This is a genomic window from Streptomyces sp. NPDC048349, from assembly GCF_040651925.1.
Lineage (GTDB): Bacteria > Actinomycetota > Actinomycetes > Streptomycetales > Streptomycetaceae > Streptomyces.
The window spans coordinates 110,771-131,183 of record NZ_JBEZLA010000011.1 but is presented as its reverse complement, the minus strand read 5'-3'; the positions used below and the strand labels follow the sequence as shown (position 1 = coordinate 131,183).

Annotated in this window: 13 protein-coding genes; 7 read left to right on the top strand and 6 right to left on the bottom strand. The window is 70.3% G+C overall.

Annotation, left to right across the window (positions count from 1 at the left end; all coding sequences use genetic code 11):
- Nucleotides 1-23: 23 nt before the first annotated feature.
- The gene (locus AB0D44_RS09505; protein ID WP_362586897.1) at nt 24-1,055 is read right to left on the bottom strand and encodes a hypothetical protein; all 1,032 of its coding nucleotides are present in this window, start codon (nt 1,053-1,055) and stop codon (nt 24-26) included.
- Nucleotides 1,056-1,265: 210 nt separating this feature from the next.
- On the opposite strand from AB0D44_RS09505, the gene AB0D44_RS09500 reads away from it, so the two are divergent.
- The 4 genes from AB0D44_RS09500 (at nt 1,266) to AB0D44_RS09485 (ending at nt 8,673) form a co-directional block, all read left to right on the top strand.
- The gene (locus AB0D44_RS09500; protein WP_362586895.1) at nt 1,266-2,117 is read left to right on the top strand and encodes an MBL fold metallo-hydrolase; all 852 of its coding nucleotides are present in this window, start codon (nt 1,266-1,268) and stop codon (nt 2,115-2,117) included.
- Between the two features lie 196 nt (nt 2,118-2,313).
- A complete protein-coding gene (locus AB0D44_RS09495; protein WP_362586892.1) occupies nt 2,314-4,302 on the top strand; it encodes a bifunctional metallophosphatase/5'-nucleotidase in 1,989 nt (662 codons plus the stop codon).
- A gap of 375 nt (nt 4,303-4,677) precedes the next feature.
- Nucleotides 4,678-6,603 carry a M20/M25/M40 family metallo-hydrolase gene (locus AB0D44_RS09490; RefSeq protein WP_362586889.1) on the top strand — a complete coding sequence of 642 codons (1,926 nt, stop codon included), beginning with the start codon at nt 4,678-4,680 and terminating at the stop codon, nt 6,601-6,603.
- Between the two features lie 30 nt (nt 6,604-6,633).
- Nucleotides 6,634-8,673 carry a M36 family metallopeptidase gene (locus AB0D44_RS09485; RefSeq protein WP_362586886.1) on the top strand — a complete coding sequence of 680 codons (2,040 nt, stop codon included), beginning with the start codon at nt 6,634-6,636 and terminating at the stop codon, nt 8,671-8,673.
- A gap of 120 nt (nt 8,674-8,793) precedes the next feature.
- Here AB0D44_RS09485 and AB0D44_RS09480 read toward each other — a convergent pair whose 3' ends face one another.
- The 3 genes from AB0D44_RS09480 to AB0D44_RS09470 form a co-directional block, all read right to left on the bottom strand.
- A complete protein-coding gene (locus tag AB0D44_RS09480) occupies nt 8,794-11,013 on the bottom strand; it encodes an endonuclease (protein ID WP_362586883.1) in 2,220 nt (739 codons plus the stop codon).
- Between the two features lie 241 nt (nt 11,014-11,254).
- The gene (locus AB0D44_RS09475; protein WP_362586881.1) at nt 11,255-11,596 is read right to left on the bottom strand and encodes a HopJ type III effector protein; all 342 of its coding nucleotides are present in this window, start codon (nt 11,594-11,596) and stop codon (nt 11,255-11,257) included.
- A 230-nt stretch (nt 11,597-11,826) separates the two neighbouring features.
- On the bottom strand, nt 11,827-12,414 hold the full coding sequence (locus AB0D44_RS09470) for a cysteine hydrolase family protein (protein ID WP_362586878.1): 588 nt from the start codon (nt 12,412-12,414) through the stop codon (nt 11,827-11,829).
- A 74-nt stretch (nt 12,415-12,488) separates the two neighbouring features.
- Between AB0D44_RS09470 and AB0D44_RS09465 the strand changes: the two genes are divergently transcribed.
- A complete protein-coding gene (locus AB0D44_RS09465; protein ID WP_362586875.1) occupies nt 12,489-13,481 on the top strand; it encodes a helix-turn-helix domain-containing protein in 993 nt (330 codons plus the stop codon).
- Nucleotides 13,482-13,541: 60 nt separating this feature from the next.
- Here the strand turns inward: AB0D44_RS09465 and AB0D44_RS09460 are convergent, their stop codons facing one another.
- A complete protein-coding gene (locus AB0D44_RS09460) occupies nt 13,542-14,096 on the bottom strand; it encodes a carbohydrate-binding module family 20 domain-containing protein (RefSeq protein WP_362586951.1) in 555 nt (184 codons plus the stop codon).
- 416 nt (nt 14,097-14,512) lie between these two features.
- Nucleotides 14,513-15,766 (bottom strand): MFS transporter, encoded by a 1,254-nt coding sequence (locus tag AB0D44_RS09455; protein ID WP_362586872.1) that lies wholly within the window; start codon nt 15,764-15,766, stop codon nt 14,513-14,515.
- A gap of 279 nt (nt 15,767-16,045) precedes the next feature.
- Between AB0D44_RS09455 and AB0D44_RS09450 the strand changes: the two genes are divergently transcribed.
- Together AB0D44_RS09450 and AB0D44_RS09445 are read left to right on the top strand one after the other, a co-directional pair.
- Nucleotides 16,046-16,312, top strand: a complete 267-nt coding sequence (locus tag AB0D44_RS09450) for a CU044_2847 family protein (RefSeq protein WP_362586869.1) — start codon at nt 16,046-16,048, stop codon at nt 16,310-16,312.
- Between the two features lie 4 nt (nt 16,313-16,316).
- The gene (locus tag AB0D44_RS09445) at nt 16,317-20,393 is read left to right on the top strand and encodes a trypsin-like peptidase domain-containing protein (protein WP_362586867.1); all 4,077 of its coding nucleotides are present in this window, start codon (nt 16,317-16,319) and stop codon (nt 20,391-20,393) included.
- Nucleotides 20,394-20,413 lie beyond the last annotated feature (20 nt).

Below are 20,413 nucleotides of genomic sequence, written 5' to 3'. Positions count from 1 at the left end.
CGAGCCTGCGCGGGGGGTCAGGGTCAGGTCGGAAGGAGGGCGAGCAGGGCGGCACGGGCGACGGCGGGGCCGGACATGATGCCCGCGTAGCGACCCGAGTCGGTGAAGGCGACGTAGTCGCCCTCGTCCGAGAGCGCCGCACGGAGCCATTCGGCGTCGTTCTCGGTGCGTTCCAGCGCGTGGGTGTGCAGGACGGGCAGGAAGAGCTGCTCCAGGCGCGGGACGTCGATCTCGGCGGGCAGGTTTTCGTACGGAGCGAGCAGGTTGGTGAGCAGTTGCTCCTCCAGCAGCAGGTTGAGCTCCTCGCGCGGCATGGGGTGGGTGAGGTAGCGCAGGTTGTTCAGGCCGAGTTCGTTGACGAGCGTCGAGACCGACGGCGGCTGGGGCTGTCCCGGAGCGGCGGTCTCGGCGAGGCGGGCTGCCGTGGCGAGTCCGGACGCCTGCAGATAGACCTTGCGCAGGGAGGGTTCGGCCTCCAGAAGGCGGTCACGTAGGTGGGCCGCGCGGGCCCAGCCGATGAACTGGCCGGCCCGGCCCTGCTGCTGGGCTGTGAAGACCACGACCGCGGGGTTGCCGAGTCTCGCTGCTCCCGCGCACAGGATGAGCAGGCGGGTCTCCCACCATGCGTGGCCGTCCTCCAGGTTGACGACCACCACCTCGGAGTTGCGCAGGCTGCGCAGCGAAACCATGATCTCGACGGCACCGCTGTCGGCGGCCGATGCGCCTGTCTGCTGCGTCACGTTCCGTGGGACCGTCAGGCCGGGATGGGAACGTGCAGCCGCGGTGAGCGCGATCTTGACGCTGCCGATTTCGACCGATCCTCCGCTCGACGCCACGTCGCTCAGGACGAGCAGCAGGAGCGGCAGGAGGCTGAGACCCACGATGGCGGCCAGTACCCAGCCGGGCGACACGGCTTCCAGGCCCAGAGCCGTTCGTGCGGTACCCCAGGCCACTGCGAGGACGACGAGCAGGAGGGGAGCCAGGAGCACCGCGGTGCGTGAGCCGAACGGCCAGAACGTGGGGCCGGGCTTCTTGTCGCTGCGAGGCGATTCCACGACATCCATTATTCGTTGCCGCCGCGGACCCTGCCCGGCGGACGGCCGAGGCCCGCCTCTCGCGCCGTCGTCTGCCGGCCGCGGCGGCGCCACCCACCGCACGGCGCTCACTGGAGCCGACCCCCGCGTATCCACGGTTGACGACAGCCCGGCAGGGGGCTGCACTGGATTCATGGAGGCTGCGGCGACTCCGTCCTAGGGAGAGCAGCGATGACAGCCATGGATACGTTCAACCTTCTGCAGCCGTACAAGATCGCCGAGGAGACGTTCGTCATCCCGTGGGCTCTTGAGGCCGCGCCGGTCGGCCACTTTCCGATGAACTCGATGGTGATCCGGGGAGCAGAGCCGGTCCTCGTGGACACCGGGGCACCCGCCGTACGTGCCCAGTGGCTGGAGGCGGCCTGGTCCGTCGTGGATCCTCTGGACGTACGGTGGATCTTCCTCACCCACGACGACCGCGACCACGCCGGCAACCTCCTGGCGGTCCTCGCCCAATGCCCGAACGCGACCCTGCTGACGACGTGGTTCTCCCTCGGCCGCATGGCGGAGGAGTGGGAGACCCCCATCAACCGGTGCCGCTTCATGATCGACGGCGACACGATCGACGTGGGCGACCGGACCCTGGTCGCCAAACGACCGCCCCTGTACGACAACCCCACGACCCGCGCCCTCTTCGACCCGAAGACCAACGTCCTGTGGGCCGTCGACACCTTCGCCACGAACGTGCCGACCCCCATGCCCGAAACGGCAGCGCTGTCCCCGGACGAATTCCGCGACGGCCAGTTCTTCGGCGGAAGGCTGGTCTCCCCTTGGGTCGCCCTGCTGGACGCGCAGAAGTTCGGGACGGTAGTCACCGACTTCCAGCATCTGAACGCCGAGGTCATCGCCGGCTGCCACTGCCCGGTCCTCCGCGGCCCCCAGATCCCCGAAGCCTACGACCTCCTCCGCCAGCTCCCCGAGGTCCCCCCGTGGACGGAGTTCACCCAAGCCGACCTGGACCAGTGGATGGCGGATGCCGAGAGCTCGGTTCCGCCGGAGCAGCCGCGGCCGTCGGCGACGTGAGACGCGCCGCGCGGCGCAGTGCCCTGCACAGCGGCGCAGTGCCCTGCCTGCACACCGGTGTCCAGCGCCAGTGACAGCGATGCCGGAATACGGCCACCGGTATTCACTGCTACTGGTGTCACTCATGCGGTGCGGCACGTCCGCGTGACACCAGGGTCTACGGCCGGGAGCATGGGCGGCTGTGATCAGGCGCTCCATGTCCGTGCCGCAGAGCCGGAGTACGCGAGAGACCGGGGTCGGAAGGCGGGAGTTCCTCACCGCCGCGGGAGCCTGGGCGGCGACGTTCGCCACCGGGGTGCCCGCCCACGCCGAAGTCGCCGCCCGCGACGCGGCGAGCGCCGACGAGTACGTCGACGTGCAACTGCTGAGCATCACCGACCTGCACGGTTACCTCCAGGGCGCGCCCGGCTCCAACGCCGTGATCACGGGCAACGGCGGGCTGAGCTACACCGTCGGCGGCGTCGCGTACATGGCGGCGCATCTGGCGCGGCTGCGCGCCGGGCGGGCCAATTCCCTGTTCTTCACCCAGGGCGACGCCTTCGCCGGCTGGGAGTTCGACGCTGCCGCCTTCGCCGACGAGCCGACGATCGAGGCGCTGAACCGCATGGGCCTGGACTTCGCGACCGCGGGGAACCACGAGTTCGACAAGTCCCCCGCCATGCTCCAGCGCCACATGGAACAGGGCGTACCCTTCCCCGTCGCGGGTCGCGACACCGCCTTCACCGACTCCAGCGGCAACCCCTTCCACGGTGCCGACTTCCGCTACTACAGCGCCAATGTGGTGCGGACCACCGACCGGCGGCCCGTACTGCCGCCGTACCACATCGAATGGGTGGCGGCTCCCGGCGGCCGGCGCCTGCCCGTCGGGTTCATCCACCTCACCGCCGTGGGCGCCGAACTCTTCCCCGGCTCCTACCAGCCGGGCCTGGCCACCCTCGACGAGCTGGAGACGGCCAACGCCTGCGCCGCCGAGCTGCGGGCCCAGGGAGTGAACGCGATCGTGCTGTCCATGCACGACGGGGCCGTCGCGGGTGCCGACTTCAACAGCGGTACGGATCCCTCCGGGCCCGCGCTCGACTTGGCGCTGCGCGTGTCGCCCGCCATCGACGCCATCGTCACGGGGCACTGGCACACCCGGTTCAACATGATGGTGCCCGACCCGCAGGGCCGCCCCCGCCCCTTCGTCGAGGCGGGCTGCTACGGCCAGGTCATCAACGAGATCAGCCTGCGCCTGGACCCCGTCACCGGCGCGGTGGTGCGGCAGCTGACGGTGTCCACGAACCACCCCAACACGCGGGACGTGGCGCCCGACCCGGCGCTGAAGGAGGTCGCCGACTACTGGGCCGGGCAGGCGTCCGCGCGGGACCGCACGCGGATCGGGCGGCAGACCGCGTCCTTCACCCGGACGCGGAACAGCGCCGGGGAGAGCACCATGGGCGACCTGGCGGCCGACTGGGCCCTGTGGGCGGGCGGCCGGGCCACCGATCCCGAGAACGACGCCAACGTACATGCCAACGTGCCCGCCCAGCTCGCCGTGGTGGCCATGGCACCCCGGGCCGGGCAGGCGGTCGTCGCGGGGGACTTGCCGCTGGACACGGCGGCGGCCGGGGCGGTGACCTTCGGCCGGGCCTGGCGGGCCGTCGGGTTCGGCGATCCGGTCGTCAGCGCCTGGGTGACCGGGCGGCAGCTGCACGATGTTCTCGAACAACAGTGGACGAGGGATCCGGACGGATCGCTGCGGTTCGCGCCGCTGGCGGTCTCGCACAACGTCCGATACAGCTTCGACGCGCTGGGCCCGGTGGGGTACCGGGTGTCCATGGCGGACATCACCGTGGACGGAGTGCCGCTCGACCCGGCCCGCAGTTACCGGCTCGCCACCCTCTCGTACACCTTCCTCGGCCATGACGGCTATGCCGCGCTGGCCGGCTTCCGGGAACCGTACCGCCACCAGCGCGACTTCGAGAGCTTCGTCGCCTTCGTACGGGAACGGCAGACGCTCACCCCGCCACCCCTGAACCGGGTGCGCGTACGGAATGACGGCCTGGCCCCCGAAGGGGCGGGCACGGTCCGGGAACCAGCGACACCGCTGCACCCCGACGGCACTCCACTGCCCCGCCCCGAGGCGGCGATCGTCACCTCCGGGCACCCGATCCCACGGGGCGACGGCCTGCGGCCACCCTGCTGAAGACCACCCGGGCCGGGCAGGCCGCCCGCCACCTGCGGCGTTCACGTGTGCCGGTACGGGAACCGGCGCACCGCGCGCCCGTGCCGACGGCCTCACCCCGCTCCTGAGCCGGGCCTCCGGCACCAGCGGATGGCCGCTGCCTGTTCGCAACAGGTGGCGCTCGCAGGGTCGGTGGCGCAGGCGGGCTCCGGATGCGATATCGCGCCGCCCCCGGGAAAATGGGAGGTACCGGAAGCCTCAGCGACGCGCACAGCCGGGGCAGCCTGACGCCAACGCGCGGGCGGGGCAGGGCTCCGGGGCGCTGTGACCCGCTATCCCCGGGGGCCCGGGACGCCGGTCAGACCAACGATCGATGATCTCTCGGAAGGCTCCGAGATGTCCGTGCTGCTCTTCGATATCGGGGCAACGCTCGCCGACGTGACGTTCGAGGACGACGGCTCGTTGACCTTCCGCCCCCGTCCACGCGTCATCGAAGTACTGGATTCCTTTGCGTCGGTGCGCAAGGGCATCATCTCCAACCCCGGCCCCACCGATGCCGACCGGGCCCGTGCGGAGGCTGCGCTCGACGCGGCCTTCGAAGGCCGCTTCCCCGACGCCGCGCTCAGGCACTGGGGGGCGAAGTCCAGCCGAGGCATCTTCGACGGCGCGGTCGGCAGTGCCGGCGAGCCGGCGGACGACTGCGTCTTCGTGGGCGAGGACCCCGAGGAGCGGGCCGTGGCGCGCACGGCAGGCCTGCGTACGGCGGCTCATCCGGTCTTCGCCAGGGCCGCGGTCGAGGGCCGCACCGTCCTCTGGACGAGGATCGGCCTGCCGGACGGCCGCGGCCTGGCCGATCTCGAGGCGGTCGCGAACACCTCCGAGGTCGTCCCCGTGCACGTCGCCTCCGACCGGCTCGTCCTCGCCATGGCGACCGGGCTGGGCGTGAGCGCGCTGGAACAGGCAGGGTTCACCACCGATGTTCGTGGTCCGGTGGAGGAGACGGTGGCCTTTCTGGTGCGGGACGACCGCACGGTGGCCACCCCGGAGGCGTTCGCGGCCGCAACCGCCGAGGAGCGGGGCGCGGTGGAGGCGGGCATGCGTGCCTCTGCCGCGTTCGCCTTCGTGGCGGGGGAGCTCGCCCCCTCCGGAGCGGCCGTCGTGTCGCTCGGTCCGGCACCCGGCGGTGTCTACCTCGCGGCGGCCGCCGACGCCCCGGTCGAAGGAATCCACGTCCCCGGTGCCCAGCCCGGGCACACCGAACGGATGCTGCCCGACCCCGCCCTGCTGTCCCGGCCGGGCGAGGCGCAGGCCACGGGGTTCGTCGCCGGGTTCGCCCCCGCGATGCCGTCCGCGCAGACCGTCGAGGCGGTGCGCGCGGCCGTCACCCCGGCGGTGATGCGCGCGCACGTCTCCCGCGTCTCGGGCGCCGAACCGCTCGTCGAGGGAACCCCGCTGATGGTGCGCAGCCGTGACGCGGCGAGCGGGGACAATCCGCTCGTGGTCGACGCGCTGGCCCGGCGCCTGCGCGCGCTCGGCCTGACCGTCCGGCTGGGCAGGTTCACCTGGCGGGGCCACCGGATCGCGAACGTCGAGGCCGAGCACCGCGTCGCGGGGTCGGACGGGGTCGTCCTGATCACGGCCCATCTGGATTCGACCGCCGACCAGGGCGAGTTCACCGACGCCGACGGGCTGCCGCGCCGCTACGATCCCGCCGTCGATCCCGCGCCCGGCGCTGACGACGACGGGAGCGGCGTCGCGGCGGTCCTGGCCTCGGCCGAATGCCTGGCGGCGATCGTCGCGGCCGGCCGGACCCCGACGCACACGGTTCGCTTCGTCCTGTTCAACGCCGAGGAACAGGGGCTGGTCGGCAGCAAGGTGTACGCCCGCGCGGCCGCCTCGGCGGGGGAGCGCATCGTCGGCGTCTTCCAGATGGACATGATCGCCGGCCGCCAGAACGGCGTACGCACGATGGAGATCCACGCGGGCTCCGCGGTGCCGGGGCCTGTCGGGGACGCCTCGGAAGTGCTCGGCGACTGTGTGGAACGCGCCGCCTCGGCGGTTTCGTCCGGCCTCACGCTCGACCGGCTCAGCGGAGCCGACGACCCCGCCGCGGGTCGGAGCGACCATGCGAGCTTCCACGAGCGCGGCTGGGCGGCCGTAGCCGTCTGCGAGAACTTCTTCGACGGGAGCGGGCCCGCGACCGGTACGCGGCAGTACCACAAGCCGGGCGACACCCTCGACGACCAGGACCACGATACCGAGTACGCGACGGAGATCGCTCGCGGCGTCACAGTGGCGGCTCTCACGCTCGCAGGCCTTTGAGAACTCAATGGCAGGAAGCAGGTGATGAGCATGACCACGTTGATCGACAAGCGCGACATGACCTACGACCGTTTCGAAGAGGTCGCCGGCTCCGACGGTTTCCTCGCCGACACCGCACGGGAACGGGTGGCGGAAGAGGTCCACCATTCCCTCATCGCCGATCCCAACAAGGTGAACCGGTTCACAGGGCACTTGGGGGAGCTGAGGGCCGACGGCGCCCCGGCCTTCGAAAGCCAAGGCTCGGCCGCACCGGGAGCGACACCCGACAGCTTCTACATCCACCGTGCGAAGGAATACGTCGATTCCGTCTCCGAGGCCATCGGGTTCGCGGCCGACGAGCCGGCGGAGTTCCAGGCCGACCCCTCGGTGACGGCGACCAGTGCGGGCATGCGCGTCGTGAGCCTTCAGCAGATGCTCAACGGCATCGAGGTGTGGGGCATGGCGCCGAAGGTGTGGCTGCTGGAGGACGGAACGGTCGAGCGGGTCGTCGGTGACACGGCGAGCGTACCGGCCGACCTCCCGGTGACGCCCGTGGTCTCCGCGGAAACGGCCCTGGCCGTGGCGGCGGCGAAGGCCGCCGAGGCGGTCACGCTCGAAGGGCCGTTCGGGACGGACGAACTTCCGGCCCTCGACATATCCCAGGGCTTCCGGTGCCTGTCGGCCCAACCCGGGAACAACCAGCCGCTGATCTTCTCCAACGGCCCGTTCGAGGAAGCCGTTCCGGCCCGGCTCGTGTACCTCTACATGGGCAAGGACGTACGGCTGACCTGGTTCTTCACGTTCTCGAGGAAGAACCTGGTCGTCCAGTACCACGCCTTCGTGGAGGCCGCCGGACAGGGCGTAGACGCCGAGTCTCCGCAGATCCTCTACTTCTACGACGCGACCGACCGTGTGGTCGCCGGCACCGTTTTCAAGCACAACCCGAACGAGGGAGCCCTCGTCCAGGTCACCTTCCCGCCCCCGCTGACCGACTATCCGACGCTGGTGCCCGCCGGACTGCCCGAGGGCTTCCCGGACGCCTGGACCAACCCGACCAACGGGACGGTGGCGACCCAGGGAAACAACGTGCGTGCCTTCGGGGGCAACAACCTGCCGTTCGAGGTCCAGGTCGGCACGGGCGGCGGTGTCTTCAACCCGTTGGCGAACAGTCCCGAACATCTGGTCACGAGCATCTTCTACTTCTGCAACTACATGCACGACTTCTTCATGATGCTCGGCTTCACGGAGGAGTTCGGCAACTTCCAGAAGGTGAACGTCACGGGCCGCGGCAAGGGCGCGGACCCGGTCAACGCCTTCGCGCGTCCGGTCGAGATAGAGGGCACGGCGACCATGGCCACCCGCGCCGACGGCCTGGCCGCCGAGATGAACATGGGCCTGGTCGAGGACACGAACCGGCACACGGCGCTCGATGCGGACGTCGTGTACCACGAGTTCTGCCACGGGGTGAGCAACCGCCTCGTCGGTGGCCTGGCCGACGCCAACGGCTTGAGGGAACAGCAGTCGCGGTCGATGGGTGAGGGCTGGGGTGACTTCTTCGCGCTCAGCATCATCAACTTCTCGCGAGCCCAGGAGCGTACGGTCCTCGGCAACTGGGTGATCGACGACCCTCGCGGTATCCGGAACCGGCCCTACGACAGCCAGTACCCCGGCACGTTCGCGCACATCGGCCTGCGCAGGGGCCAGGTCCCCGGCAACCCCGACCTGAACTACCGCGAGGTCCACAATGTCGGCGAGATCTGGTGCGCCACGCTCATGGAACTGATCCGCAAGACCACGACCGCACTCGGCAGCAAGGAACGGGGGTACCGGGTGGTCTGGCAGGCCGTTGTGGACGGCATGAAACTCACCCCGCGCAACCCGTCGTTCCTCGCCGCCCGCGACGCGATCCTGGGCGCCCTGAAGGCGATGGAGGGCGGAGCACTGACCAGTGCCGAGTACACGGCCGTCCGCACCGGGGCCTGGGAGGCCTTCGCACGATTCGCCATGGGTTTCGACGCGGTCAGCACCAACGCGTCCTTCGACGGCTGCCGGGGCGGCGTGGACATGCCCCCGCCCGGATCCCAGGATTAGCACCCGGATCCCGGGAGCGGCAGCGGTCCCGTCGGATCAGCAGTCCCGTCCATACCCTCGCGCCGACTCCTCCAGGAGCCGGCGCGAGCGTATGGACGGGGGGACGGGATCGTCAAGAGGTCAGGGCCACGCACCTGCGAAGTCGATCTGCTCAGCCCACTCCGGGTGGTCTATCAGCGGATTGCGGTTGCCCTGCATCTCGGCTATCGCCGCGTTGCGGTGCTGCTCGTACAGGCCCACCGGATGGTCCCTGTGCCAGTTCAGCAGCAGCTCCAGACCGGCCCGCTGGAGTTCGCGCGCCTCGTCGCCGATCTTGCCGGGGTAGCGGAGCAAGAAGTAGAGCGTTGCCCTGGCGACCGGCCCCTTGCCCTCCGCAGGCTCGAACTTCCCCGGCTCCCGACGACCGCAGCTGTGCCGGACGGCCTCGTCGAAGTCGGGGAAGTCGAAGTAGGGGATGTTCCCGCGGAAACTGTTGCACGTGGACTCGCAGGCGAACAGATGGTGCAGGTCTCCGCGCATCGGCTCCTTCTTGGCGAACCAGGACTGGGGCACGACGTGCTCGCAGTTGAAGGGCAGCGACGCCTCCAGGAGGTCCAGCTCGGCTTCGATGGCCTCCCGGCCGGGCGCACTCTCGTGGAGCATGAACTCCTGCCAGCGTCCGATCCGGGCGGCCTCCACCGCTGCGTCGGCCTCTATGAGCTCCTCCGGGGTGAAGCCGTTGTCCGAGTAGATGCCGTGGAGCTTCTCGTCGGGGTGCAGATCCACCCACGGGTAGAGCAGACGCATCGGCTTGTACGCCGGCCGGCGCTCGTGCGTGGACTCCAGACGCTGGGTGAGCGCGAGGCGCAGGGCTGTCGGGTTACCGGCGTGAATGCCCGAATAGTAGGCGTCGCGTGCCGTCAGGTCTGCGGCCTCGTCGTAGTAGGGGCGGGTGCTGAAGGCCGCGAGGTTGACCATGGCGGCTGCCAGGTCCCGCTCGGCGGGCGACTGACCGTCGATACTGCCGACCCCGGCCGGCGACCCTGCATACGAGGGGGCGGTCGTGGTCGCACGGTGTGCCGGTTCCGGTGCCGGTGCCGCGCGAGGTGCTTCGGCCCCGGGCTGCAGGGCGTCGGCGTCGAGGCTGACGCTGATGTGCAGCGGGACGGTCCAGCGGACGGATCCTGCGGTGGCCTGCCGCTCACCGCCCCGGTCCGTCGTCGTGTTCGGGGGCGCGTTGCCATTCGTCCGGTCCGTCAGGACGGTCGGCGGTGACATTTCCACGGGGTGCAGGGACGAGCCGGCGGCGAACAGCTCCGTCCGGAGCGCCGCGGCAGCGCCGGAGAGCGGGAACTGCTGGATCACGCCGAGGATGCGGCTGACCCGCACGCCCTCATTGGCCTTCCAGTCCACCCGGTGCTCTCCCATGCTCGGATGCCAACGGGTTCCGTCGACGGCCAGCACGTTGCCGTCGCGGTCCCTGCGGGGAGCACCTGCGTGGTGCAGCGCCACGACCTCCCACTGGTCGTTGAAGACCGGAGCGCCCGAGGAGCCTCGCGCGGTGTCCGCTGAGTAGTGCACGAAGTCGTCCAGCAGGTCCACGATCTGGTTGTCCCGGAGGGCGAGCTGCTTGGGCTCGCCGTTGGGGTGCTGGATGATGTTGACGAGTTCGCCGATGACGGCCTTGCCCTGAGCTTCTTTGAGCGGCAGTCTCCCGAAGGAGGCCAGCGGCTGACCGTCTCGGGAGCGTTCGGAGACCGCGACCACGGTGAAATCGAGGTCACGGTGGGTGACGAAGAAGCTCTGCGGATCGAGCTGGAACACGACAGGGACGTGCGGCCGCCCCTCCACGCTCGCCTGGAAGTTGAATTCGATGACTCCGGCAGCCGCCTCCTCGGCCGAGCCCAACACGTGGTTGTTCGTCATCAGCAGTGAAGGGGACACCATGAATCCGGTGCCGTGGTGGGACGACCTGGGACTCCGGACGGTTATTCGGCCGACGGAGCGGGCGGCGAGGAAACCGCCTTCGAGGTAGTCGATTCCGATGAGATCGTTGCGTCCCATGAAACGTTCGAGCACCAGCAGGTCGGTGCTGACCAGCTCGCGGTCCAGATCCAGGCTCGTACCGGTCGTGGCCGTCGCCGGTGTGCGCTCGATCGCCGTGGCCATGGCCCAGTCGACGCCCAAACGGTTCAGCCTTTTGTTGACCCGCTCCTGGGTGTCGGCATAGAGGATGCCGTGCTGCTCGAGCGCCTCCAGATGGCCGTCACGCTCCGCAGTACGGGTTGCGTAGCGCCGACTGGCATCCTCCATCTGCTCCAGGAAACCCTTGTCGACCTGCGACAACTGCTCCACTGTCATATCGGCTCGCCTCCTCGGCGGCACTTTTTCGCGCTCAGATGTCGAAGATCCTCCCCTCATTCCAGTATGGGCACAGGCCCTGGGCACCGCTCAGCCGAACAGAGGGGCGTCCCGCAGAAGTTGTAGCGTCAACCCTTGAACCTTCTCTGAATTTCGAGACGGGCGAGGACGAACGGGCTCACCCCGCTGCCGCTGCCGGTGCCGGTACCCGTGCCTGTGCCGGTGCCTGCGCCGTCGTCGTTCAGCTCTTGCGGGTCAGCGGTGGCCCGGCGAAGCTCACCCCTGCCAGGCCGTGGGCCATGAGGTTGCGGATGTTGCTGTGATCCGTGCCGTTCGGCGTTGCCAGCACGCTGCGGTAGTGCTCGCCGAATGCCAGCAGCGCCTCTTCGTCGCTCAGCGCTTCCAGCAGGGCCAGACCCAGCGTTTTGCAGGAACCCTCGTTCTCACCCGCCGCATTTTCCAGTTCTCCGTTGCGGAAGGCCTGCGGCTGGTACTCGTAATGCGCAGTGATGAAAGCAAGGGTGTCGGCGAACTCGTGCTCACCTGACGCGAGGCTTGCTCGCAGCGATTGCAGATCCGTCATGTCGGTTCCCTCGGGTTGGACAGACGGTCCGATTGCCGTCCGTGACCGGGGGACAATAGCCCCTCGAGGCCAGCCGTGAGGAATCGGGCCACATGCCGGAACGGGCGGTATCTGCGCAGGTCGCAACGTGCGGGTGCCTCTGCAGGCTGTCCTGCGTAGACGCCGTGACCGCCGCACGCTGACGCTTGTGCAGGGAGTCTCGTCGGCGGAGCTGCCCAGTGTCCGGCGTCTCAGGGGCGGACGGCGGTCACCAGCTCGCCGGTCGTCACCACCTTGGCGAAGCCTCCGCCGTGCAGCGAGACGGCACTCGCCCTGGCCAGTTCGTCGGCCGTCAGATGCCAGCTGTTCGGCCCGGTCAGGTCGAAGGTGTGGGTGGCGTCGAGGGCGACCAGCACGTCGTAGCCGAGGTTGCCGCCCATGCGGGCGGTGGTCTCCACGCACATGTTGGTCTGGATGCCGGCGAGTACGACCTGGGTGATGCCCGCCTCCTTGAACCAGTCGTCGAGGTTCGGGGTGCCGTAGAACGCCGAGTTCACGGACTTGGTGACGAGCAGCTCCGGCCCGCCGCCCTTGCCGCGCCGTTCCTCGAGGTAGTCCTTGAACTCGTTCCCCTCGTACCCCTGCCGCAGCGGCGAGCCGGGCTGGTTCGAGTCATGCCGTACGAAGACGACCGGCCGGTCCGTGCTCTGCCAGGCCGCGATCAACGAGGCGATGTTCTGGTCGGCGGCCGGATTGTTGCGCGGGCCCCAGAACTCCGACTCGTCGAAGCCCTTCTGCACGTCCACCACTACCAGCGCCGCGTTCTGTGTGATCTCCATGTCCACGATCCTGCCGTCCCGGTGGGCCCTGCCCCAGGAGGAGAAAAGACAGCGATCGATGGTTTACTGCCAGGATGACCCGACCCGCACCGGCGCACCGCATCGCCCTCATCGCCTTTCCCGGCATCCGGGCCTTCGACGTCTCGGTGATCACCGAGGTGTGGGGTACGGACCGCACCGACCGCGGGGCCCCCGCGTTCGAGCTGCGCCGCGTAGCAGTGGGTCCCGAACCGGTACCGATGCGCGGCGGGCTCGCCCTCACGCCGGACCGCACCCTCGCCTGGCTGCCCCGCGCCGAGCTGATCCTCGTACCGGGCTTGGACGACCACAGCACGCCGGCACCCGAGCCCGTCCTCGCAGCGCTACGCAGCGCCCATGCCCGGGGCACCACCATCGCCGCTCTGTGCGGCGGAGCGTTCACACTCGCCCAGGCGGGCTTGCTGGACGGCCGCCGGGCGCTCACCCACTGGGCACTGACCGACCTGCTGAAGGCCCGGCACCCCCAGGTGCTGGTCGAGCGGGACGCCCTGTTCGTCGAGGACGGCAATCTGTGGACAGCCGCCGGAACCGCCGCCGGCATCGACCTGTGCCTGCATCTGGTGCGCGCCACGCACGGAGCGGAGGCAGCCGCAACGGTCGCCCGCTCCATGGTCACCGCACCCTTCCGGACCGGCACCCAGGCTCAGTTCATAGAACATCCGACACCGCACGCCGACCGCGCCGCAGACGCGCTGGCCGAGGTACGCGCCTTTGCCCTGGCCCATCTCGACGAGCCGTTGACCGTGGCCGCGCTTGCCGCCCGCGCCGGCATGTCGCCCCGCTCCTTCGCCCGACACTTCGCGGCAGCCACCGGAACCACCCCGCTGCGCTGGCTTGTCGACCACCGCATCGCAACGGCGCAGAAACTCCTGGAGCGCACCGACCTTCCCATGCCCGAGGTCGCCCGCCGGTCCGGTTTCGGCAGTGAAGTCACCATGCGCCAGCACTTCACATCCCGTCTGGCGACCAGCCCACGCGCCTACCGCACCTCGTTTACCGACCAACCATCCTCTCCACAGAGGCACTGATTGCGTGAGCGGGTCACCACTCTGCTGCGAGAGGGGCAGGGGGACGAGAGCGGCCTTTCGTCAGCAGTGATTCACGGCAAGCACGTCGTCGCGGACGAGGCCGTAGCCGGGGAAGGTGGCCGAGGCGCCCGCCTCTACCCAGCGGCAGTGGCTGGCCGTGCCGCTCTGGTGGAGAGTTTGCAGGGGGAGTGGGCTGCCGCACTGATTGACGACGATCGTGTAGCGCCACGAGGCGTAAGCGACTGCGCAATCGGGCGCGATGCCGGATGCAGGAGTGACGTCTGCGTCGCGGAACCTGTCATGCGTCGTGAATGAGGAGCCATCCGACGGGGTCTGCAGCGCACGGTTGTTGGCCCGTTCCCACACCACGCTCCCATCGGCCTTCTTGATCAGGTACTTGAACGACACGGAGGTTGCTCCGTCAAGGACGAGGGAGGCAGTCCAGTGTGGTGAGGAAGCGGAGGACATGAGTACGGCCGCTTCCGGTGACCAGGAGCCGAGCTCCGGTGTGCTACCCGTGACGAAGACGGTGTCGCCCCATTGGGTCGGGGCTGCCACGTCGAAACTCACCACCGCTCGGGGGTGCGGCTCTTCGGCGACGGCCGGCGCACACATGACCGCGAACATCCCTATGAGCACAAGGAATCCTGTGGCGGTCCGGTACCACCCGGCTGCGCGTCCCACCTTCACCATGTGCGTCCTCTCATGACCTGCTTGCAGCCTTTCTGAAACTTTCAGCAAAGTCTTGCACTGATGCTGTGGCCGTACAACCGGCTATCCGGCCAAGAAGGTTCCTGACGCCGAGCCGTGCCCTCCCTCGGCATCAATCGGAGGTCCCGCACGTGAAAGAAGAGCCCGGGCCGCAGGCTTCCGAGGTCGTGTTCTTCGAGAACAGGGAGAGCGTGTACGACCTGACGGCTTCGGAATCGCTCCCCTACCTGGCCCAGTTGGACAAGCTGTAGCCCCGCCAGGGCGGCACGGGGTGAGCGCGCCGTCGCGGTGGACTTGCCGGCGGGCACCGTACTACCCGGTCATGCTGTCGCTTTCGCGGCGACGCCCGGCCGCTGCGGCCGGGTCCGCATGCCCCAGCGGGCAAGAGGCGGGCCCGCGGCGCCCAGCGCCGCGAAGAACACCGCCAGCAGGAGCCAGCCCGCCGTGCCGAGGCCGAGCACCAGCGTGGTGAGGATCGCGGGCGCAAGAGCCTGGCCCGCGCTGAAGCCTAGGCCGAGGACACCTTGGTACTGGCCCTGGGCATGGTCTGGGGCCAGACCGAAGCCCAGGGCGAATCCCGCCGAGGACTCCCAGACCTCTGCCAGGCTATGGACGAAGATCGCTGCCAGGACCAGTCCCGCTGCCACCCAGACAGGGGTGTACGCCGCCAGCGCCATCATCGGACAGCTGACGAGGAAGAGCAGCCCCGCGGTGCGAAAGGCCCTGCCGCCGTCGTGCGGGCTTTCGATGCGGGAGCCGATCCTGGTCTGCATCAGTACGCAGAAGGCGGCATTGACGGCGAACAGCGCGGCCACCGTCCAGCGCGGCGCTTCGGTGTGTTCGGAGATCCAGATCGGCAGGAGCAGGGAGACCACCGGGTACTGCAACCCCATGGCTCCGTAAAGGGCGGTGAACGCCAGGAACGGGCGGTCCGTGAAAGCGAGCCAGCGACGCTGCTGCGGCGGCGCTGCCAGCACCGGATAGCGGGGCAGCAGGAGCAGCAGTACCGCGCACAGGGCGAAGCTCGCCGCGTTGCCGAGGATCAGCGTGACATAGGCGCCACGGGTGTCCGCGGCCAGCGCCAGCCCGGCCCCCACCGTCCCGAGAATGACGCCCAGGTTGACGAAGGTGCGCAGCTTGGCCCGGAACAGGGCAGGGCGATCACTCCCGACCCGGACCACCAGAGCGCCCCAGGCCGCCCCACCGGCCGCCGCGGCGATCTGATCGACCGTCGCGATGATCGTGAGTGCGGCCCAGCTCTCGACGAGGATGAGGGCCGCCATCGACATCGCCTGGACCGCGAGGGCCAGCATCATGATCGTGCGCGCCCCGCGCCGGTCGGCGAGGTGCCCTCCGGGTATCCCCGCGCACAAACCGACCACTCCGGCGATGGTGAGCGCGGCACCGACCTGCACCGCGGGCAGACCCACGACCAAGGTGAAATAGAGCGCCGACGCCGCGTTGAACAGACCGTTGCCGACCCGGTTGACGAAACTGGCAGCGATCAGCACGCGCTCCGGCCTGCTGTCCCCCGCCATCCGGCCTATTCGGCCTGCAAGGCTGCCCTTGATCATGGCCGGCAGGTTAGCAGCGGTCACCGAACCCGCCGCTGTTGCAGCGACGTCCTTCCCCGGCATGACAGCTGCCCACCCGGGAACACCGCCGTCTCGCCCGCCTCGTCGGCCCGGAGCGTCTCACCACTTCGGCGGACAGCGTCAAGGACGGGAAGGCGTCCTGAGGACCGTTGTCGCACAGTCCGCCGGAGCGGCTCACCGGGCCTGCCCCACGTGCGCGGATCCCCGGCGGTCGCTCATGCGTGCGGCCCACCCGAGGTGCAGCGGCGGGCGGGCCGGATGACGATCGGGAGAGTGCGGGATTCCTGCCGACGAAAGACGAGCCATGACGCATCTCGCCCGAATCTCCCTGACCTCCGGACGGCGCTGCACTCGGTCACCGCGGCGGCGGCCGCAGTACTGGAGCAGCTGCGCAAGGCGGGCCCCGGCGATGTCACGGCGGGGTTCGACGTCGACCCCGCCGTCACGGCCGGAGCCGTGATCACGAAGGGCAGTGCCGACTGCCGACCGAGGGGGACCACGGCTCGGCACGGGAACAAGGGCTGAGCCGGTGGACAGCACCCTCAGGGGCGTGGCCCAGGTCCTCGGACAGGCCGGCGAGGTGTGCGGGACCGGGTTCCTGGTCGCCGAGGACCTCCTCGTCACCTGTGCGCACGTGGTCCACGCCGCAGGCAGCGAGCCCGGGGGCGGCGTGCGGCTGGTCTTCCCGTACGCGGACGGCGCGCACCCGGTCGAGGGGCTCGTCCTGGAGGAGCCGTGGCGGGCTCCGGAATCCGAGGACGTCGCCCTGGTCCGCCTCGGCATCATCGTGCCCGGCACGCAGGTACCGCCCCTCGGCTCCGCCGCCGACGCCCAGGGTCACGGCGTGCGCTCGTACGGCTTTCCTGGACAGGCTCCCGCGGGAGGCCACTTCGGGTACGCGAAGGCGGGTGACCTCCTGCCGGCGACGCAGGACCGGGGCGAGGCCCTCCAGCTCACCGACGCGAACGACCTGACCACCGGATTCAGCGGCGGTCCGGTCGTCGACCAGCTGACCGGACTGGTCGTCGGCATGCTCACAGAGATCACCGCCCCCGATGGCCACAGCAGGGGCCAGGGCATCGCGTACGCCACCCCCGTGCAGGTCCTGCGGCGGATCTGGCCCGCCCTGACCGCGCAGGACGTGTGCCCCTACCAGGGGCTGGAGCCGTTCACCGCGGACCAGGCGCAGTGGTTCCAGGGGCGGCGGGACGCCGTGCGCCAGGTCCTCGCGGGCCTGGCCGAGCACCAGCGCGTGGCCCTGCTGCTCGGCCCCTCGGGCTCCGGCAAGTCGTCCTTGATCCAGGCCGGAGTGCTGCCCGCGCTGGCAGCGGGCGAATTGCCGGGAAGCGACCGGTGGTTGCCCGTACTGCTGCGGCCCGGACAGGACCTGGCGGCCGAGGTCGAACGCGCTGGGCTGCCCGGGGCCGGCACCGACGGGATCGCCGAGGCCGTGACCCGCAGGCTGGCGGCCGAGCCCGGCCGTCAGCGCGTCGTCCTCGTCATCGACCAGTTCGAGGAACTCCTCACCCAATCGGGACGCAGCCCCGCCGCCGGCCGGCTCGCGGCCGCGATCACCTCGCATGCCCCCTTGAGTGTGATCCTGGTCATGCGTGACGACTTCTACCCGCAACTTGCCGCAGTCGCCCCGGAGTTGCTGGAGGCGGCGATGCCGGGTCTCCTCAACGTGCCGGGCACACTGAGCAGGGACGACCTGCACGACATCATCACGCGGCCGGCCGGCAGCGTGGGCGCCCGCTTCGAAAGCGGTCTCCCCGAGCAGATCATCACGGATGTGCTGGAGGACGCCCCCGAGGGGACGGCGAGCGGCAGGGCGCCGGTCACCGTGCTGCCCCTGCTGGAACTGGCACTCAAGGAGCTGTGGGAACGGCGCCGCGACGGATGCCTCACCCATGACGCCTACCGGCGCGGCGGCGGTGTGACAGGGAGTCTGACGACGTGGTGCGACACCGCACTCCACCGGATTCCACCGGAGCACCAGCCCATCGCCCAGCGCATCCTGACCTCGCTGGTACGCCCGGACGACCCGCGCCGCAACGTCCCCGCGATCCGCGCCCGGGTCCCCTTGCGGGATCTGCGCGACCTGGCGTCCGGGCCGGGCGCTGCGCCGGACGACGAAGGCGCAGTCGACACGGTCCTCGCCGCCCTGACCCGGCACCGCATCATCATCACCCGCACACCGGACGCCCCTGCGGCGGAGCCGGTGGCCGAGCTGATCCACGACGCGCTGATCCGGGACTGGGGCGTCTTGCACGCATGGGTGGAGCAGGACCGCCGGTTCCAGGAGTGGTTCGTGCGCGTCGGCGAGCAGCAGTCCCGCTGGGCCGACGGGAGGAACGACGAGGACCTGCTCGGGGGCACGGCGCTGGCGGAGGGGCTCGACTGGTCGCAACAGCGCCGTCTGCCGGCCGACATCACCCGGTTCCTGGCGGCCGGCAAGCAGCGCCAACAGGCCGCCATCCGCCGTAGCCGGCGGCTCAACGCGGTCCTGGCCGGCCTGCTCGTCGTCGCCCTCGTCGCTGCGGGCGGTGCCCTCTGGCAGTGGCGGACCGCCGAATCACGGCGGCAGGAAGCACTGTCCCGCCAGCTCGCCTCCCAGTCCGACACCCTCTTCACGACGAACCCCACTCTGGCCTCGCTGCTCGCCGTGCAGGCCTACCGCACCAGCCCCACGGCTGAAGCCGCCCTGAGCCTGCGCAACGCCGCGGCCATCCCGTTGCGGCGGAGCATGCCCGGCCACCGCGGTGAGGTGGGCGCGGTGACGTTCAGCCCCGACGGCGGCACCCTCGCCACCGCCGGCTCCGACAGGACCGTACGCCTGTGGGACGCGGACACCGGCAAGGCCCGTGCCACCCTGGCAGGCCATACCGCGGACGTGCGGTCCGTGGCCTTCAGCCGCGACGGCAGCACCCTTGCCACGGGAAGCTTCGACGGTGACGTGCGCCTGTGGGACCCGGCAACCGGCACGACCCGGGCCACCCTTGAGGGCAACACCGACGTCGTGTGGTCCGTGGCCTTCCGCCCCGACGGCCGCACCCTCGCCGCTGCCGGCGGGGACGGGTCCGTACATCTGTGGGACCTGCCGACGCGCAAGCCGCGGGCCCCACTCACAGGGCACTCCGGGGCCGTGCGGACCGTGGTGTTCAGCCGGGACGGGCGCTTCATCGCGACTGGCAGCGCCGACGGTTCCGTACGCCTGTGGGATGCGGCGACCGGCGAGGACCGCTTCGGCCCGCTCAAGCAGTCCGGCGAGGTGACTTCCGTGGCGTTCAGCCCCGACGGGCGCACCCTCGCCGCCACGAGCGAAGGCGACACGGGTGTGCGCCTGTGGGACGTCGACACCGGCAAGCTCCGCACCACTCTCCTGCGCTACGAGAACATCTCGGTGTCGGTGGCGTTCAACCCTGACGGCCGCACGCTGGTCACCGGCACCGAGAACGGTGTGGCAGTGCTGCGGGACACGGCCACCGACACGGTCCTCGCCGTGCTGCCGGGCCACACCAACACGGTCTGGTCGGTGGCGTTCAGCCCCGACGGCCGCACCCTGGCCACCGGCAGCGATGCCACGGTGCGGCTGTGGGACGTGGCCGCCGGAGCGAACCGGGCGCCGTTGATCGGGCACACCGACACGGTCTGGTCGGTGGCGTACAGCCGCGACGGCCGCACCCTCGCCACCGGCAGCATCGACGGGACCGTACGCCTGTGGGACGTGACCTCCCGCAAGTCCTCGCCCCCACTGAGGCACGGCGACGCGGTGCGGGCGATGGCGTTCAGCCCCGACGGCCACACCCTGGCCACCGGCAACTTCGACGCCACGGCGACGCTGTGGGACCTGCGTACGCGCAAGAGCCGTGCGACCTTGCCCGGCCATACGGGGCCGGTGGAAGCGGTGGCGTACAGCCCCGACGGTCGGACCGTGGCCACCGGCGCCGGCCTCAGCGTCCGGTGGTGGGACGCGAACACGGGCAAGGAAATCCGCGACCCGCTGCTCCAGGAGGGTGCGGTGGCCGCGCTGGCCTTCAGCCCCGACGGACGGACCCTGGCCGTCGGTGGCACGGACAACCTCGTGCACCTGTACGACGCTGTCAGCGGTGGCCCGGGCGCCGTGCTCAGCGGGCACAGCGGACCGGTCTACACGCTGGCGTTCAGCCCCGACGGACGCACTCTGGCCACGGGCAGCGAGGACACCACGGTGCACCTGTGGAACGTGGCCCGCGGCAAGAGCCTGGCCACCCTCACGCGACACACCGGGCCGGTGACCTCCGTGGCGTTCAGCCCGGACGGTCGCACCATCGCCAGTGGCAGCGTCGACACCACCGCGGTGCTGTGGGACGTGCCCACCCGCAAGGCCCGTGCCGCCTTGCAGGAGTTCGATACGGTCCAGGCCCTGGAGTTCAGCCCCGACGGCCGTACCCTCGCCACCGGCAACGTCGACAACGTCGCGCGGCTGTGGGACGTCACCCTGCCCCCACCCGCCGCGGCGACCCGCAGGATCTGCCAGGCGGTCAACCGGGACCTGACCTCGGAGGAGCGGGCCGCGTACCTACCCGACGAGTCCGGCGCCCCCGTGTGTTCCGGCGCCCGTTGACCCTTATGTGAGCTGCGCCT